The organism is Citrobacter sp. C13 (genome assembly GCF_014596815.2).
Lineage (GTDB): Bacteria > Pseudomonadota > Gammaproteobacteria > Enterobacterales > Enterobacteriaceae > Citrobacter > Citrobacter portucalensis.
This window is the reverse complement of record NZ_CP115024.1, coordinates 4,357,175-4,373,110: the sequence shown is the minus strand read 5'-3', so window position 1 is coordinate 4,373,110 and position 15,936 is coordinate 4,357,175. Positions and strand designations below refer to the sequence as shown.

Here is a 15,936-nt window from a genome sequence, read left to right as displayed (position 1 = left end):
TCAAATGCTAAATTATCTGGCATAAAGGTCGCATTGTTTAAACTGCGACCTTTTGAATGACCAGGCTGATTTTTTCGGGGGGAGTACTATTTCAGTGCTTTTCTTATTCTCTCTAACCCTTCTTGTACCACGGCGCGTGGACAGGCAAGATTAATCCGGATGTAACCATCTCCATTGCTTACGAACATGTTCCCACCTTCGAGCAGAATTCCCGTCTGGTTGGCGAAGTAGAGAGAAAGCTGTTGTCTGTCTACCTGCGGTGGCAGGTATTTCTCAATATTTATCCATGCCAGATAAGTTGCGTCGGGAATTTTAAAGTTTGCGTCAGGAAAGTGCTCTTGGGTAAATTTTTCTACCAGTCTGAAATTATCATCAAGATAGTGTTTCAATTGTTCCAGCCACTCGTCGCATCGGGACCAGGCCGCCTTGGTCGCAGCCACACTCAGTGGTGAAAGAAACTCATCATAAAGACGCAGCCATTCTTTTCTGATCTTTTCATTTTTGATAAAGATATGTGACATCAGGTTTCCGGCAAGGTTGAAGGTTTTGCTTGGTGCCATGCAGGTGATGATCTTATCAGTGTCTGGGAAAAGTTTTGCCATTGGGATATGACTGATTCCGTTTCTCAGTAAATCACAGTGTATTTCGTCTGAAATAATCCAGACATCATTTTCAAGGCACAACTGCCCCATTCTCATTAACTCTTGTTCAGACCAGACCTTCCCGGTCGGATTCTGCGGATTGGATAAAATGAACAGTTTAATATTTAGAGAGGGATCGGTTAGTTTTGTCTCCATATCGTCGAAGTCGATAACGTATTCATTGTCCTGTTCCAGCAAATCAGAACAGATCACTCGACGATAGCTATAGTCTCCAGCCTGCTTAAAAGGCGTATAGGATGGTGTATTGATCAAAACACTCTCATCCTGTTGTGTCAGTAACGGCACTAAACGGTTAAGTGCAGGGATAATGCCTGGTGAAAGCACGATTTCCGCGGTATCTATATTCCAGTCATAGCGTCTCTGGCACCAGTTGTGGAAAATATGATAGTACTCATCATCGTAAACTTTTGTGTAACCGAGGATTTTTTTGTCAAGCCTCTCCTTAATCGCTGCAAGGATCTCCGGAGGTGTCGCAAAATCCATATCAGCAACCCACATTCTGACAAATTCATCGTCCTTAAAGTCAAAGCGGGCATTCTTGTCGGCTTTAAATATATATTGTCGCCACCCATCGTAGTTCAGGGCATCAGTATTTTTTCTGTCGATAATTTCATCAAAATTGTACTTCATAATTGAACCTTCTTTGGACATATATGTTTGATTAAATGAATTTCAGGAACGGAGAAATGCAGAGCAGGATGCCAGTAAAGATGATCAGATACAGAGAAAACCCCTTATATCGGTGAAGAGAGGGTACCTTGTAAACCAGATAAGCAGGGATTAAACAACCAACGATGCCGAAAATGGGGCTACAGATTGAGGTGAACAGCAGAACCGGCAGGTTCAGAACGATTGCCCCCCAGGCGATAGCGATAGTGAAAATGACGATACTAACGTTAAGTGCTTTTTTATTGATTTTCTCTGACGGAATAAAGCGAGTCAATACGTTCATCGCCAGCCCCTGTACGGCCTCTTTGAACCCGAGGTAAACACCGAAGAAGGCGGTCATCAGGGCAAAGATATTTAATGCCACACCAACTGGTGTCACATACTTTGCTGCATCTCCTTCAATAAACTGTGCGGCAATAGCCAGTGCTGAAATATTTTGTTCGTATGCTTTGACAGCTTCATCGTGACCGAGGGCGAAAGTAAATGATAATGCATAAAAGAAAACAACGATAAACAGTGTACCAAAAGCGATATTCATTGCTCTCAGTGCTTTATATCTTGCCACTTCTATAGATTTGTTTTTTGCACGATATGAAATTACCATCGGACTCAAAGACTGAATAAACAGGATAGATGTCAGTGTAAATGGCAGGGTGATAATGGCATTTTTGATTAAAATACTAAGGGAAGGGAATGAACCGATGTTTTTGGAGAGGTCCCACATACTGACCATCATCAACCCCAGGATAAGCACTACCACCAGTTTTGATAACACCATAAAAGAGGAAATCTTGAACAAGAGTTCTTCACTACGTGAAGCAATAAGCACAAGAAATGTAATAAGAATCAGGCCATAGAAAGGATTTTCTGATAAAAGACTTTCAGTTAAGCCAAATGTGTGTAAATACGAAGCTGTATCGTTAGTCAACGCTGTAGGGTAGGCGAAAATCCAGATGACCAGCATGAGAAAGTAGAGCAGACCGAGGAGCATTCCCCAGTTTTTTCCCAAATATCCCTCGATGACACCAGGATAGTCTTTACACTCTCGTGAGTCTGCCAGCGTATTGATAAACAATCGTTGAAACAGGTACATGGCTGGATAACCAATGATGGATGAAAGCAGGAATACCCACAGTCCAATAAGTCCCACCTGGACCGGTAAAAACACGATTCCGGCACCGATAGCCATACCAATGCTTATAATAATCCATCCTACATCTGTACTGTCAAATCGGGTTAGTTTTTTCCACTCCTCTGGTGACAATGAGGCCCTGTCGATGTTCTGTTCTAATATGGTCATAGGTATCTTCCTGTGTGAGGATATTTTATGGTGGTTATTTACAGAGGTTCGCACTTCATAAATGATTCTACTCTGTAAGTATATTAATTATCTTTTTAAAATTAACTGATTTTATGATTTATGGTTTACTTTATTTCTTGTTTTTGTTGATTTAGTTAATTTAATTTCATAAAATTATGAATATGATTGATGTCACAGGAGGTTGAATATGGTAAAGCTTGACAAAGTTGATATGCAGATTTTAAAACTCTTGCAGGAAGATGGCAGGCTGAACAACGCTGAGATTGCCAAGCGTGTTTTTCTTTCCCCGCCAGCCTGTTGGAAACGGCTAAAGTTTTTAGAGCAGGAAGTGATAAAAAACTATCGGGCTTTTATTGAACCCAAAAGCCTTGGATATAATTTTTACGCGTTCATGAATATTACATTAGATCTCCATTCCGAGGAGTGCATGCAACATTTTGAGGAGGAAATAATGAAGATTGACAATGTCATTGCCTGTCATAATATCTCCGGGAGATATGACTATCTTTTGCATCTTGTAGTAAAAGATATGGATGATTTTCACAACGTATCAATGATAAAAATACGAACAATTGGAAATATAAAGGAGATGAATACTAGTTTTAGTATCAGAGAAATTAAATCGTTTAAAGGTTTGCCTATAAAATAAATGATGTATAAGGAAGTTTTTTGTTAAAAATATATAGAGTTATTTTTTAGCAAACCTTTATGTTTTCATTAATGGGAATAGTTAGTCAGTTTTTCAATAGCATAAGTGTTGCTTCTATTGGAAAGTATTTTGTGTAGTGTATGGCTTGCCGCCAGACAAATATTTACTTATCCCTGAGGTAGATTTTTTCAAGCCGTTCAAGGTGTTTCTTTAATATGCAACATGCTCCGTCAATGTCATTGGCTATTATTTTTCCTAGAATTTCATTGTGATCGTTAAAGGAGTCCTCCATATCTTTTACTGTATAGTTATCAAGTATTGACAAGTACCAAAGCACCATAACTTTTATGGTAATAGCATTTGAAGCCATGGTCAAAAATTCGTTATCAGCATAAGTGAATAATAATTCATGAAAGTCAGCATCATGCTTTAAATATTGTGTCATATTATCCATTGTAAATTCTATATCTGATCTGGATATAATTTTGGACATTTCAAGGCAAAATCGACCAAGGTTATTGCTACATGCCTGTCGGAGTGCTTCACTTTCAATTGTGTACCTGGCTATTGTCATTTTTCTGATATCTTCAATAGTAAAATCAAATATATAAGTTCCTTTTCGGGGTCTGATTCGAACAATCCCCATCCTTCCTAAAATATGCAGAGCCTGATGCACCGGTGCGGTACTTAAGGAAAGCATTTCAGCCAGTTCGGACTCAGTAATACGCGAACCAAGTTTCAACTTACCTGTAATAATCATATCAATGATTGTACGCTCTGCCACTTCTACCAGGGATTCCAGCCGTTTTTCCATATTTATTGTCTTTTAGTATATGATGTTATGAACCTTTTAGTGTAAAAGAATAGAGTGCAACTTGTTGTTTCAGTGATCATTAATGTGATGAATATCAAATAATTTTTTTTGGCATGTATGCTTTTTTTGAAAGAAGACATTTTGTGGAGTTTTCCCTAGGAGAATGTTTTCAAACTCAATTAAAAGGTAATGGTCATCGCAATTGCAACGAAAATGAGATGTTGAGCAAGTATCAGTGATATTTCACGAGAAAATGTACTGCCTCTGATATTTCACAGACATTGCGCGAAAACGCAGTAAATACGAAAAAGTAATATAGAAATGTGATTTGTCGCACAGTTGATTGAGGCCATACGTAATAGTACCCAGTGAAATATCACAAGCTATTCCTTACCGGCATTTAACTATGTATTGAATTACCTCTGATGAGGTGTTTTTATTGACGAAAGCATGCATGCCCGTTCATAAAAACTCTGCAATGATTTGAGGTATTAATATGAAGATTACAAGTGTAGAAATTTTTGATTGTAACGTTCGTGAGAAAGACCCTGCGCTGAGTTATTTTAACCCAGTACTGATCCGTGTAAATACCGACGAAGGTATCTCTGGTATTGGTGAGGCAGGACTGGCGTATGGTTCAGGTTCCAACGCTGCTGTTGGAATATTGAAAGATTTAGCACCACGAATCATTGGCAAAGACCCGATGAAGATAGAATCTATTTGGGAGGATTTGTACCGTGGTACATTCTGGGGGATGAGCGGTGGTCCGGTATTTTATGCCGGAATGAGCGCAATTGATATTGCACTCTGGGATATCAAAGGCAAAAAATATGGTGCGCCGATTTATGAATTAATTGGTGGCAAAACAAATGATAAGCTCCGGACTTACGCAAGTCAGTTACAATTTGGCTGGGGAAAAGAGCAGGTGGCACTGTTTGATCCCAAAGATTATGCTGACGCGGCATTAAAGGCTGTTGAAGAAGGCTACGACTGTATTAAAGTCGATCCAATTCAGTTCTACGGTACAACTAAAGAAGAAAACTCTTTGAGTAATCCGAAGCAAAGTTATTATGGTCTGCTTCGCAGCGAAGATATTAACCGTGCATATAGCCGTTTAAAAGCAATGAGAGATGCAATTGGGCCGGATGTTGATATTATCCTCGAAATTCACTCATTGCTTGGAACTAACTCAGCCATTCAACTTGCAAAAGCAGTAGAAGATTTGAATATTTTTTACTACGAAGAACCGGTTAACCCAATGAATACCGATGCTTTTGCAAGAGTAACTAATAACGTCAACATGCCAGTTGCCACAGGAGAGCGAAGCTACACCCGCTGGGGGTATCGTGAGTTGTTTGAAAAACAAGCAGTGGCAGTTATCCAGCCCGATGCATGCCTGGTTGGTGGTATCACGGAAACGAAAAAGATTTGTGATTATGCAAACGTGTATCATGCAACAGTTCAGGTTCACGTTTGTGGTGGCCCGGTTTCAACGGCAGCAGCACTGCATATTGAAACAGCTATTCCTAACTTCATTATTCATGAACATCATACGCTTGCTTTGAAGAAAGATATCATTGATCTGTGTAAATATGACTATCAACCTGAAAATGGTTTCTTCCAGGCTCCGGATCTTCCTGGGCTGGGTCAGGAACTCAATGACGATGTAGTCCAGGAATATCTGGTTACTGTTATCGAATAATAATTGAAATGGGATCTTCTGTGAAGATCCCATAATAAAGATGGTTGGAGGACTGCATGGATTTATCATATTCTTCTTCAAATTCCAGTGACATTAAAAACCTTTACTCAAAAATAATCAAAAGGATTATTCCCTATATTTTTGTTTGTTACCTTTTTAATTACCTGGATCGTGTGAATGTCGGCTTTGCCAAACTGCAAATGCTTGAAGACCTGAACATGAGCGAAGCTGCTTATGGTCTTGGGGCGGGTATATTTTTTATTGGTTATCTGTTGTTTGGTTTGCCAAGTAATATTGCTTTGCAGAAGTTTGGTGCGAGAATCTGGATTGCAGTTATTATGATCTTATGGGGGGCTCTCAGTGCAAGTTTAATGTTTGTCAAAACGGAAGAGTCGTTTTATATCATTAGATTTTTTACAGGGGCTACGGAAGCAGGCTTTTTCCCTGGTTTGGTTTTGTATTTTACCCGCTGGTTTCCTACGGCAGTCAGGGGGCGTGTCATGGCCCTTTTTATGTCCGCTATTCCACTTTCTGGTGTTATAGGTGGCCCATTATCAGGCTGGATACTGGATGCCTTTACTGCAAAACCCCTTGCAGGGCTGGCTGCATGGCAATGGTTATTTATCATTGAAGGCATTCCAACAATATTATTAGGTATCGGTATATATTATATTCTTGATGATAAAATTGAAGATGCCAAATGGCTTACTAAAGAAGAAAAAGAAACATTACTGGCTAATCTTGCTGAAGATGAAAAAAGCAAATCTCGTGTTAAGTCTGAAACTATTGCTGAAGTTATGAAAAGTGGAATGGTCTGGACGTTAGGTTTAATTTATTTTTCATTTCAGGGAGGGGTTTACGCTATCAGTTTTTGGTTACCATCAGTTATCAAAGCTGGTGGATGGGGAAGTATGTTGATGGTGGGAGTTGTGACAGCTATTCCTTACACAGCGGCAACAATATTTATGCTATATATGGGTAAATCTGCTGATGCAAGGAATGAAAGACGCTGGCACCTGGCTATCCCGATGCTTATGAGTGCATTCGGTTTGATGATTGCCGCCATGTTTGGTCATTCCCCGTTAATTGCATTAACTGGCCTCACTGTCGCTACGATGGGAGCATTTACAGCATTGCCTATGTTCTGGCCGCTTTCGAGTGGTTATTTAAGCGCCAGCGCGGCAGCCGGAGGTCTGGCAATTATAAATGCTGTTGGTCAAATTGCTGGATTTTCAAGCCCATACTTTGTTGGCTGGATTAAAGGTATGACAGGCACAACTGATATAGCCTGGTATTGTCTTTCCTTTGCAACGTTATTGGGCGCATTTGTCATGTTGTATATCTCAAGAAAAGAGAAAGTGTAATGTGATTTAAAGATTATTGTTATTTTATTAACTACAGATAGATTATCGTGCAGACTATCTTTCTTGCCTTTGGTTGAATTAACTTATTAATTGACTTCGATATACTACTAATCGATGAGCTTTTTTACATATGGCAGTCTGTTCTAGGATTGCCATTTTTTATTTATAACTAAAGTTTCAACATAGGCTTACTCGAGTTCTGGCGATTTTATGAAAAACTTATTTATCTGGTCTCTTGTAATAAAAGAAGAGTCCTGAATTTTTCACTTTGACTGACGCATTCGCGACTCGATTATTGCCTTATATTCAGGTCGAAGTCATAGTCCGGTCGATTTTACGTGGCCGTAGTCGTCCTCTTCCTCTCCCTCTGCACGCGTTTTGACCACAAAAATTACACGAGTTCTTGACCCCAGAGGTATAACCGATGTCTAACGGTCATTGCAGTGGTGAACAAACCGGATTAAAATCTACCTGTTGGTAGATAAGTTGAGGTATAAATGATGATTGGTTTGACTCGCGAAAGGCTTCTTAATGAAGCTGGAATCTTGATGCGTTCACACGGTTACTCAGCGTTTAGCTATGCTGATTTGTCCAGAAGTATAGGAATTACTAAAGCAAGCATTCATCATCATTTCCCTACGAAAGACATACTTGGTGAACAAGTTGTTCTTGAGGCAATAAACAATACAACTATGCTGTTTGATGAGATTGAAACTCAGCATCAACATATTTTTGACAGACTTGCAGCCTACATGAAAATTTTTTCTGACGGATATCGGGCTTCAAGTTTGCCGCTTTGTTGTGCATTATCCGCTGATATGGCTAACCTTCCTGAAAACGTGCGCCTCCAGGCGACCAAGTACTTTGAATTGCAGATCAACTGGTTGACGACGATCCTCAGTCGGGGTATTGAGGCTGGTGAAATACGTCCTGGCATATCCGCTAAAAAAACAGCCTTATTGATTATGAATATATGTGAGGGTGCAAGTGTTGTAGCACGCGCAATAAATGATCCTGATATTTTTGATAATAGTATTGAACAAATTATTACGATCTTGTCATGATGTTTTAAGGCTTCATCACTCTAACCAAAAAATTTATTAGGGTATATGTTTAAGTGTACTGGAGAGTACCATGGAGTTGTTACAGAACTAAATGTCGTGTTCGTTAAGTCAGAGTAGTTGGTACAACAATCAGGCTAATCAGGTCAGATTAACATCGGGAGTGAAATCCTTATATATTAGCACTAGTTTCAAGAAATGCCTCCTGATAAAAACTGAGGCTTTTCACTCCCGCAATGTATTTTATGACCTTACTCTTATGAATATAAAGTACTGTAGGTAATCCGTAGATTCGATATCGGCTGGTAAGTACCGGACTGATATCTACATTTATGCTTCCAACTTTGACCCCCTCTGGCAACCATTCTGAAAATGTTTCAAATGTTTCTTTATTTGCTAAACAAGGAGGGCACCAGGCCGCAAAAAAACAGATAACTGAAATCCCTTCATACCATTCAACCTCTCTGAAATTATTTTCATCATAATTTTTCATATCATCACCTGAGTATTCGCTAGCAGAACTGAGACAAATTGTTCCTCTCAGTAACAGAAAGTACTATATTACCAACTAGTAGATAGCTATGTGACGGAAAATGCACACATGAACAAAAAAGTACTGGTTGTACAGATTGCCCTGGTTATGACAGCATTTGCGGCCAACTCAGTTTTGTGCCGAATAGCCCTGAAAAATGAACATATTGACCCTGTCACTTTTACCAATCTGCGTTTGGCAAGTGGGGCAATAGTACTGCTGCCAATGCTGGCGCGGGGGAATGTTTTCAGTAAAGAAATATGGCAGATAAAAAATGGGATGTATTTGATGGTCTATGCGTTGTGCTTCTCCATCGCCTACATCCATCTTGAAGCAGGAACCGGAGCATTATTGCTTTTTGGGGCGGTGCAGCTTTCCATGGTCGCGCATGGATTAGTTCATGGAGAAGTTCTGGGCTGGCAACGGCTGTCAGGTTTAGTGTTAGCTGTGGGTGGGATAACTGTTCTTCTCTTACCCGGAGCTCAAACCCCACCGTTATTTAGCTCATTTTTGATGGTTTGTTCTGGTTTTGCATGGGCAGCTTATACCATTTCTGGCCGTAAAGTAAGGAATGCTTCTGCCGCCACCACTGCAAATTTTATACTCGCTGTCCCTATGGCAATTGGGCTATCTCTTCTGTTGGAGAGAAGTCCAGACTTTGATGAGACTGGTGTTTTGCTTGCTATCTTATCAGGTTCATTAGCGTCGGCAGGTTCCTATGTATTATGGTATTCCATTATTCCACACTTAGAATCCGTTACTGCCAGTACAATTCAGTTAAGTGTGCCTTGCCTTGCTCTGGCAGGAGGTACCTGGATCCTTGGTGAACACCTTAGCCTCCGGATCATCTTATCTTCATGCACAGTATTGGCTGGTATCTTACTTGTGGTCAGGGCTGATAAGAGGCGCTGACGTTTTTTTACGGGTAAACTGGAACTGATGCTTGACCATCCAACTAGTAGATATATATTCTTTCAAGGTATCTTCTTATTAAATGCATAAGTGACCACCTTTCCTGTTTACCTGACCCAGAGGTTGTAATGAAACCAAATTTGCCAAAAATTTATATTGATATCTGGTCCGATCTTGTCTGTCCATGGTGCTGGATAGCTAAAAAACGTTTTGATGCTGCAGTAGAACGTTTTGAGTATAAACAACAACTTGAAATCAGACATCACGGTTTTCGCATAGCCGATAATCTGCCAGCAATTCCTTTCAAGGAGGCGTTATATAAAAAATTTGGTAACAAGCAGGCTGCAGATAACATGATGAGTCAGGTCAAAAGTGCCGGTTTGTCAGAAGGCCTCGTATATAACTTTGAAACAATGCTTTTTGGCGATACGGAAGACGCCCTGCTTTTACTTCGTACTGCGTGGGAGGAAGGAGTTGGTGAGGAACTGGCTGAACATTTATTCAGATCCAGTATTACAGATGGTCGTTCAATTTTTGAACGTAATGAGCTCGTCAGAATGGCAGGCGAAGTTGGAATGTCTGCTACTGCTGCTGAGGCTGCGTTTAACGTCGACACCGCATCTTCCAGTGTGGTTCGGGATGAAGCGGCATTACGTGCGATGGGTGTCAATGGTGTACCGTTATATCTTTTCAACAACAAATATGTCATTAATGGCGCACAGAAGGCGGATTTCTTTCTGTCGGCGTTAAATCAGGTCTGGACAGAAAGTCAACCAGATCTCCCCCTGGTTGAAGGCCCTGTATGCGGAAGCGATGGATGTAATATCTGAGTCATCTCCGTGTGTTGCATGCCCCGGGAGTTACCAGCTATGGGAAAAGAACGTATAAGCTAGGTTCACGCATGGTCAATTAGGTATCAGTTAACTATGCGTCACTGACTAAAAAGGGCCCGCGAATAAGCGGGCTAACTCAGAATCAACTGCAGGAGCTTACGCAGTTATTGTTAAAACCCCCTAAGGGGAATGAGGTCAAGGACGTGACAAGAACCGGTAATTACACTAGTTTCGTGGTAATCGTTACGGGATTAGCCAGAGTGTCATGAATAGGTGAACTGCCAGGAAGATCGCGCACAAGCTCTTCCAGTTGAGCTCGCGTTGCTTTTTCACCGGCCATTTTGATGTCAACACGAATACCTTGTGCACCTTTACGAACTGAGTCATCCAGACCCAGGAATCCGTTCAGGTTAATATCAAAGAACAGTTCCAGCTCTATACCATCCAGGTCTATACCTTTAGCACCAGCCAGTGAAGTCAGGGTAACGGTGTAGCAACCAGCCAATCCCATCAGAATGTATTCAGCAGGGCTGACACCAGTATCAGCGCCAAGTAGGGCTACAGGTTCATCGCTGATCAGAGAAAAGCGCCCCTCTCGGGCATCATCCACGTCACCATTCTGAATAAGTGGGCCGGTTCCCACTTTGACGGAAACACCACCATTCGATGTTCCTTTCATGGTGAAGGTCACGTTACCCAGTGCAGGTTGGGCACGGACAGCATCCTGAGTTAATTTTACTGCATCCATGTCAATGTAAGGTTTAGTTGAAACAGACATAGAAACTCCTTATTAAGATTGTCGGGACTAACTACAAATGCTTTAGTTATCTACTAGATGGTAGATTAAAGGGCGCTGTCTTTTTTGTCTACCCTTTTAGTTCATTATCAGGGACAGTATCCAGCACTGGTGATTCGGGGTATCACCATGCATTGAAGAAATAGCATGGTGAATACTGACTGCTACGGATTTGTACTGAAAGAGGTTTTCCTGCCCAGAGCCCACAACTCTCTGCACCATTGATGATTTCTTAAAGGCGTGTGTTTTCAAGTGCCTGTGATAAATCCTCAATAATATCATCAATGTGTTCTATACCAACCGAGAGCCGGATCATATCCCGGGGTACACCAGCCAGCTCCAGCTCTTCGTCATTAAGCTGTCTGTGCGTCGTGGAAGCGGGGTGACACGCCAGAGACTTTGCATCTCCTATATTTACCAGACGTACAATCAACTTCAAACTGTCGATAAATCTTGTGCCAGCCTCCTGTCCGCCAACAATTCCGAAAGACAGAATCGCAGAAGGTTTTCCCCCTACATATTTGTTAGCTAAGGCGTGATCCGGATGTTGAGGCAGACCTGCATATTTGACCCATGCCACTTGAGGATGTTTTTCAAGATACTCAGCAACCAGTAATGCGTTATGTGTGTGGCGTTCCATACGAAGTGAGAGCGTTTCTAGCCCTTGAAGCAGCATAAAGGCATTAAATGGTGACAATGCGGCCCCGGTATTACGAAGAGGGCCTACGCGGCACCGTCCGATAAACGCTGCCGGACCAAATTCTTTTGTATAGGTGACGCCATGATAGGAAGGGTCCGGAGTGGTCAGCACACTAAACCTGCAGGCATTCGCCTCCCAGTCAAAGTTACCGCTGTCTACAATCATGCCACCAATCGTCGTACCATGCCCGCCGATATATTTGGTCAATGAATGAACTACGATGTCAGCACCAAAATCAATCGGGCGGCACAATACCGGCGTTGCAACAGTATTGTCTACGATAAGCGGTACACCGTGACGATGTGCAATTTCAGCCAGGGCAGTAATATCCGCGATATTTCCTCCGGGGTTAGTGATGGTTTCACAAAAAACAGCGCATGTTTTGTCATCAATCAGTGCTTCCAACCCCGTAAGATCCTCATGTGCGGCAAATCGTGTAGTGATGCCGATACGCGGAAAGTTATGGGCAAAAAGGTTATAGGTTCCCCCATAAAGTTTGGCGACAGAAACAATATTGTCACCAGCCTTAGCAATGGTCTGAATCGCATACGTGATTGCCGCCATCCCGGATGCCACAGCCAGGGCTCCAACACCTTTCTCCAGTGCTGCAACACGTTTTTCCAGCACATCATTAGTTGGATTCATTATTCGGCTATAAATATTACCGGTAACTTTCAAATCAAAAAGGTCTGCACCATGTTGCGTATCATCAAAAGCATATGATGTGGTCTGGTACAAAGGAACAGCAACAGCCTTCGTTGTAGGATCAACTTCATAACCGGCATGAATTGATAGGGTTTCAGTTTTCATTAACTTTCCTCAGGAAAATAGCAGGGAGGACGTTATCAGGCCTGCTGTGTATAGTGTCGACTGAACCTATCATTCAGTAGGTTAGTTTGTTAAGTGAGAGTTTTTCATCTTGATCACATTAAATGCCACATTTTCTGATTAATTCCAGCAAATTAGTTCATCCTGTTGGTGATTGTTCTGTGATAACTATCTGTATTTCAATATGATTATATGTATTCTCTCTCCAGGCGTTCTACATGAATTAGACGATGGGAATATTTGGATGAAATCTGGAATTTCAATCAAAATCTATTAATCACTATTGCTCAGGTCGAGTTATCATTAATCATGGGGCATCTACCGTATCAGGCTTCATGACCGATTTGGTATCGACCTTCTTCCTTTAATCGACATCACAGACGGAGAATCGGGTATCTAACTGTTGTACCTGGAACAATAATGCGTAATTGAGAATAATCGAAGTATACTAATGAGATTTTTAATTAAAAATTTCTCCCGTAAAAACCTTTTTCGTCTATCCAACTTTTCTTTATATTTACTCGGGGGGCGCTATCAATGTCTGCGGTTATATGTCGCAGGAAAAATAATATGAGAATATTATATGATGGATTTATGAATATGTGTTTTTGTAGTTTTGCTACATCTTTCCCAACATTATTTTTGAACAGTACTTCTGTTTCTGGTTAGTGAAAGCAAGTAAGTATGTCTCTTCGTCGTTTGTCTAGGTCGCTATATTCCAAACAGAACTGATTATTATTTAAACCACGCGGTTTTGCTGTTGCCCGGCGATAAAGGCGGCGACGTTTTTCACGGTTGTCGTAAGAATTCGCCCACGAGCTTCCACTGATGCCCAGGCAATATGCGGAGTGATCAGGCAGTTTTTGGCAGTCAGCAACGGGTTATCAGTGGCAGGTGGCTCGGTGGAGAGCACATCCACTGCAGCCCCAGCAATACGGCCTTCATTTAGGGCTACGGCCAAATCTGTTTCATTGATCAGCTCACCACGTGACGCGTTCAACAGTAGTACACTTGACTTCATTTTTTGCAGAGTGTTTTTGTTGATCATACCTTTGGTGGCTGGTGTCAGTGGGCAGTGCAGGCTGATGACATCGGCATTAGCGTATAGTGTGTCGAGATCGACGTAACACACATTGTCGTTTTCCTCCACATTAGCGGTTCCTGGCACGTAGGCGAGTACCGTCATACCCATTGCCTGAGCGATAGTACCAAATGCCTTACCGATGCGACCATAACCGATAATTCCGGCCTTTTTGCCCGCTATTTCAATCATTGGGTTTAACCAGTAACACCATGTGTTACGTTGACTCCAGCCACCTGCAAGTACATCCTTGCTGTGTTCGCTCACTTGGTTGCAAAGTGCTAACAAAAGCGCGGTAGTGAATTGAGCCACAGTGGCAGTGCCATAGGTTGGAACATTAGAGACTGCTATCCTGCGCGCGCGCGCGGCAGCCAGATCGATGACGTTATAGCCAGTGGAAGTAACCGCTATAAATTTTAAACTAGGACACTGGTTGAATATCGCTTCGTTCAACTCAACTTTGTTGGTAATGACAATGTCAGCATTAGCTAGACGTTGAACCACCTGTTCCGGCACAGATTGGTCGTATACCGTCACTTCGCCCAGTTGCTTCAACTCTTCCCAACAGAGATCACCAGGATTGAGTATACCACCATCTAATATAACGATTTTCATAAGTCATCCATTTGTTTTTTCAGCGATAAATCAAGCCAGACGATACTCTGTTGAGGTCTAAATACTTTACTGATGCAATTCAACGTTCTAATTAATAGTGGTTTATTTATTCTCACTAACAAACCGATGGCCTCCCCATGAAATCGGTCTTGATACTATCTGATACTATCTTTACATGCGAGAAAATGGAACAGTTCGCACGCAACTGGCCCGGAGGCTGTTCACGCACTTCGTTATAGCCATATTGCGCCAGCCTGGCCTGCATCTCCGTTTCGGAAAGTCCCTTCACGTTATTCTCAGGGGGCATCTCCATACATCCTTCTCCGGAAAAACCTGACCCGACGGGTCAGGCGTGTTGTTATGCCGATAAAATGAAAGTCTGACGGAGACATAGCGCCGGTTAAGCGTATGGCGCATATGCCTTTACAACAGTGTCATCACAAAAAAACCGGCGGCAGTCATAAGAAGCGAGCCAGTTACGTGCGTCAGTACGGAAATGACAGCCCATGCATAATTGCCATTCTGCAGTAACACCACTACCTCAGCAGAAAAGGTGGAAAAGGTGGTCATACCGCCACATAAGCCGGTGGTAATAAAAAACTTCCAGGCGGGATCAAGGTGAGGCTGCCGGACAAAGAAGGCCAGTGCCATACCGATGATAAATCCGCCAACCAGATTAACCACCAGGGTGCCAGGTGGAAGATTGGGGAAAAGTGCATTGAGACGCATGGACAGTATCCAGCGGATCACACAGCCGATCGAACCGCCTATCACCACCGCGAATAATGATTTGTACATACCACCTCGCTGAAATCAGGGCACCATCAGACCGTCATTCAAGGGAATAACGTGCGGTGATGGCCCGTTTTTCATTCATTTCATACAGTACGGGGATTCCCGTCAGGACATGCAGATCGGGAACCTTGTTTTCATCAATCTGCTCAATAAACATGGTCAGTGCACGCAGTGCATTAGCATGACTGACCAGCAACATGGTTTGCTGCGCGCCGGGCTTCCTCCACTCCTTTCGGCGTCAGCGGGACATCTTCCCATCCGGTAAAACGATTTTGCTGATTACACTGGCTCTCGCCATGGCGGAGTAAAATGATTTTTCCCATAAACAACTACCTGTCTGTCACCCACCACTGAACCGGAAGTAACTGAACCCGTTCAGTTACCCGGATTTACCTGGACTCCGGTCAAGGAGGTGACGCATCAGAAGATGGGCGCTACTCCCGATGAACAGCGCGATTACAACGGCGCAGGTACCATCCGGCAGTACGTTAAAAAAGACATCAGTGATCAGGAAAACCAGACAGGTTGTCAGGATGCCCGTTGCTGTTGACAGTAGGAGTATTTTTCCGTTCACAGGACCACCTTACCCCTTCCCGTATCTG

Annotated in this window: 17 protein-coding genes and 1 pseudogene; 7 read left to right on the top strand and 11 right to left on the bottom strand. The window is 42.3% G+C overall.

The window, feature by feature from the left end; genetic code table 11:
* Positions 1–86: 86 nt before the first annotated feature.
* Both IB222_RS20960 and IB222_RS20955 read right to left on the bottom strand, forming a co-directional pair.
* Positions 87–1,292: a PatB family C-S lyase gene (locus tag IB222_RS20960; RefSeq protein WP_044265872.1), complete on the bottom strand. Its 1,206-nt coding sequence runs from the start codon at positions 1,290–1,292 to the stop codon at positions 87–89.
* Between the two features lie 31 nt (positions 1,293–1,323).
* Positions 1,324–2,631 (bottom strand): amino acid permease, encoded by a 1,308-nt coding sequence (locus IB222_RS20955; protein WP_042111187.1) that lies wholly within the window; start codon positions 2,629–2,631, stop codon positions 1,324–1,326.
* A gap of 208 nt (positions 2,632–2,839) precedes the next feature.
* Here IB222_RS20955 and IB222_RS20950 point away from each other — a divergent pair, with 208 nt between their 5' ends.
* Positions 2,840–3,301 carry an Lrp/AsnC family transcriptional regulator gene (locus IB222_RS20950; RefSeq protein WP_044265866.1) on the top strand — a complete coding sequence of 154 codons (462 nt, stop codon included), beginning with the start codon at positions 2,840–2,842 and terminating at the stop codon, positions 3,299–3,301.
* Between the two features lie 163 nt (positions 3,302–3,464).
* On the opposite strand, the gene IB222_RS20945 is transcribed toward IB222_RS20950, so the two are convergent.
* On the bottom strand, positions 3,465–4,115 hold the full coding sequence (locus tag IB222_RS20945) for a GntR family transcriptional regulator (protein ID WP_057108425.1): 651 nt from the start codon (positions 4,113–4,115) through the stop codon (positions 3,465–3,467).
* 496 nt (positions 4,116–4,611) lie between these two features.
* On the opposite strand from IB222_RS20945, the gene IB222_RS20940 reads away from it, so the two are divergent.
* The 3 genes from IB222_RS20940 to IB222_RS20930 all read left to right on the top strand — a co-directional run bounded on the left by IB222_RS20940 (position 4,612) and on the right by IB222_RS20930 (position 8,245).
* Positions 4,612–5,817, top strand: coding sequence for a mandelate racemase/muconate lactonizing enzyme family protein (locus tag IB222_RS20940; protein WP_057108424.1), 1,206 nt, complete (start codon positions 4,612–4,614; stop codon positions 5,815–5,817).
* A 56-nt stretch (positions 5,818–5,873) separates the two neighbouring features.
* Positions 5,874–7,181 carry an MFS transporter gene (locus IB222_RS20935; protein WP_057108423.1) on the top strand — a complete coding sequence of 436 codons (1,308 nt, stop codon included), beginning with the start codon at positions 5,874–5,876 and terminating at the stop codon, positions 7,179–7,181.
* Positions 7,182–7,678: 497 nt separating this feature from the next.
* Positions 7,679–8,245 carry a TetR/AcrR family transcriptional regulator gene (locus IB222_RS20930; protein WP_233602515.1) on the top strand — a complete coding sequence of 189 codons (567 nt, stop codon included), beginning with the start codon at positions 7,679–7,681 and terminating at the stop codon, positions 8,243–8,245.
* Between the two features lie 169 nt (positions 8,246–8,414).
* On the opposite strand, the gene IB222_RS20925 is transcribed toward IB222_RS20930, so the two are convergent.
* A complete protein-coding gene (locus IB222_RS20925; RefSeq protein ID WP_057108421.1) occupies positions 8,415–8,735 on the bottom strand; it encodes a thioredoxin family protein in 321 nt (106 codons plus the stop codon).
* A 108-nt stretch (positions 8,736–8,843) separates the two neighbouring features.
* On the opposite strand from IB222_RS20925, the gene IB222_RS20920 reads away from it, so the two are divergent.
* Positions 8,844–9,686: a DMT family transporter gene (locus IB222_RS20920; RefSeq protein WP_057108420.1), complete on the top strand. Its 843-nt coding sequence runs from the start codon at positions 8,844–8,846 to the stop codon at positions 9,684–9,686.
* A gap of 128 nt (positions 9,687–9,814) precedes the next feature.
* On the top strand, positions 9,815–10,516 hold the full coding sequence (locus IB222_RS20915; protein WP_057108419.1) for a DsbA family oxidoreductase: 702 nt from the start codon (positions 9,815–9,817) through the stop codon (positions 10,514–10,516).
* Positions 10,517–10,739: 223 nt separating this feature from the next.
* On the opposite strand, the gene IB222_RS20910 is transcribed toward IB222_RS20915, so the two are convergent.
* The 7 genes and pseudogenes from IB222_RS20910 to IB222_RS20880 all read right to left on the bottom strand — a co-directional run.
* Positions 10,740–11,297, bottom strand: a complete 558-nt coding sequence (locus IB222_RS20910) for an OsmC family protein (protein ID WP_057108418.1) — start codon at positions 11,295–11,297, stop codon at positions 10,740–10,742.
* A 250-nt stretch (positions 11,298–11,547) separates the two neighbouring features.
* Positions 11,548–12,825: a bifunctional O-acetylhomoserine aminocarboxypropyltransferase/cysteine synthase gene (locus tag IB222_RS20905; RefSeq protein WP_057108417.1), complete on the bottom strand. Its 1,278-nt coding sequence runs from the start codon at positions 12,823–12,825 to the stop codon at positions 11,548–11,550.
* A 757-nt stretch (positions 12,826–13,582) separates the two neighbouring features.
* Positions 13,583–14,539: a D-2-hydroxyacid dehydrogenase gene (locus IB222_RS20900; protein ID WP_057108416.1), complete on the bottom strand. Its 957-nt coding sequence runs from the start codon at positions 14,537–14,539 to the stop codon at positions 13,583–13,585.
* Between the two features lie 115 nt (positions 14,540–14,654).
* Positions 14,655–14,804 (bottom strand): hypothetical protein, encoded by a 150-nt coding sequence (locus IB222_RS20895; protein WP_233602516.1) that lies wholly within the window; start codon positions 14,802–14,804, stop codon positions 14,655–14,657.
* Positions 14,805–14,962: 158 nt separating this feature from the next.
* Positions 14,963–15,337, bottom strand: a complete 375-nt coding sequence (gene crcB / locus IB222_RS20890) for a fluoride efflux transporter CrcB (RefSeq protein WP_008786685.1) — start codon at positions 15,335–15,337, stop codon at positions 14,963–14,965.
* Between the two features lie 34 nt (positions 15,338–15,371).
* Positions 15,372–15,533 (bottom strand): hypothetical protein, encoded by a 162-nt coding sequence (locus IB222_RS20885; RefSeq protein WP_223240864.1) that lies wholly within the window; start codon positions 15,531–15,533, stop codon positions 15,372–15,374.
* A 7-nt stretch (positions 15,534–15,540) separates the two neighbouring features.
* A pseudogene (locus tag IB222_RS20880) lies at positions 15,541–15,663 on the bottom strand (histidine phosphatase family protein); the annotation flags it as partial.
* A gap of 83 nt (positions 15,664–15,746) precedes the next feature.
* Between IB222_RS20880 and IB222_RS20875 the strand changes: the two are divergent.
* The gene (locus tag IB222_RS20875; protein WP_176396445.1) at positions 15,747–15,884 is read left to right on the top strand and encodes a hypothetical protein; all 138 of its coding nucleotides are present in this window, start codon (positions 15,747–15,749) and stop codon (positions 15,882–15,884) included.
* Positions 15,885–15,936 lie beyond the last annotated feature (52 nt).

Excerpts from the sequence above, each read along its gene's own strand:
- IB222_RS20960 (WP_044265872.1), bottom strand. The coding sequence starts at position 1,292 with ATGAAGTACAATTTTGATGAAATTATCGACAGAAAAAATACTGATGCC.
- IB222_RS20955 (WP_042111187.1), bottom strand. The coding sequence starts at position 2,631 with ATGACCATATTAGAACAGAACATCGACAGGGCCTCATTGTCACCAGAG.
- IB222_RS20950 (WP_044265866.1), top strand. The coding sequence starts at position 2,840 with ATGGTAAAGCTTGACAAAGTTGATATGCAGATTTTAAAACTCTTGCAG.
- IB222_RS20945 (WP_057108425.1), bottom strand. The coding sequence starts at position 4,115 with ATGGAAAAACGGCTGGAATCCCTGGTAGAAGTGGCAGAGCGTACAATC.
- IB222_RS20940 (WP_057108424.1), top strand. The coding sequence starts at position 4,612 with ATGAAGATTACAAGTGTAGAAATTTTTGATTGTAACGTTCGTGAGAAA.
- IB222_RS20935 (WP_057108423.1), top strand. The coding sequence starts at position 5,874 with ATGGATTTATCATATTCTTCTTCAAATTCCAGTGACATTAAAAACCTT.
- IB222_RS20930 (WP_233602515.1), top strand. The coding sequence starts at position 7,679 with ATGATGATTGGTTTGACTCGCGAAAGGCTTCTTAATGAAGCTGGAATC.
- IB222_RS20925 (WP_057108421.1), bottom strand. The coding sequence starts at position 8,735 with ATGAAAAATTATGATGAAAATAATTTCAGAGAGGTTGAATGGTATGAA.
- IB222_RS20920 (WP_057108420.1), top strand. The coding sequence starts at position 8,844 with ATGAACAAAAAAGTACTGGTTGTACAGATTGCCCTGGTTATGACAGCA.
- IB222_RS20915 (WP_057108419.1), top strand. The coding sequence starts at position 9,815 with ATGAAACCAAATTTGCCAAAAATTTATATTGATATCTGGTCCGATCTT.
- IB222_RS20910 (WP_057108418.1), bottom strand. The coding sequence starts at position 11,297 with ATGTCTGTTTCAACTAAACCTTACATTGACATGGATGCAGTAAAATTA.
- IB222_RS20905 (WP_057108417.1), bottom strand. The coding sequence starts at position 12,825 with ATGAAAACTGAAACCCTATCAATTCATGCCGGTTATGAAGTTGATCCT.
- IB222_RS20900 (WP_057108416.1), bottom strand. The coding sequence starts at position 14,539 with ATGAAAATCGTTATATTAGATGGTGGTATACTCAATCCTGGTGATCTC.
- IB222_RS20895 (WP_233602516.1), bottom strand. The coding sequence starts at position 14,804 with ATGCAGGCCAGGCTGGCGCAATATGGCTATAACGAAGTGCGTGAACAG.
- crcB (WP_008786685.1), bottom strand. The coding sequence starts at position 15,337 with ATGTACAAATCATTATTCGCGGTGGTGATAGGCGGTTCGATCGGCTGT.
- IB222_RS20885 (WP_223240864.1), bottom strand. The coding sequence starts at position 15,533 with ATGTTGCTGGTCAGTCATGCTAATGCACTGCGTGCACTGACCATGTTT.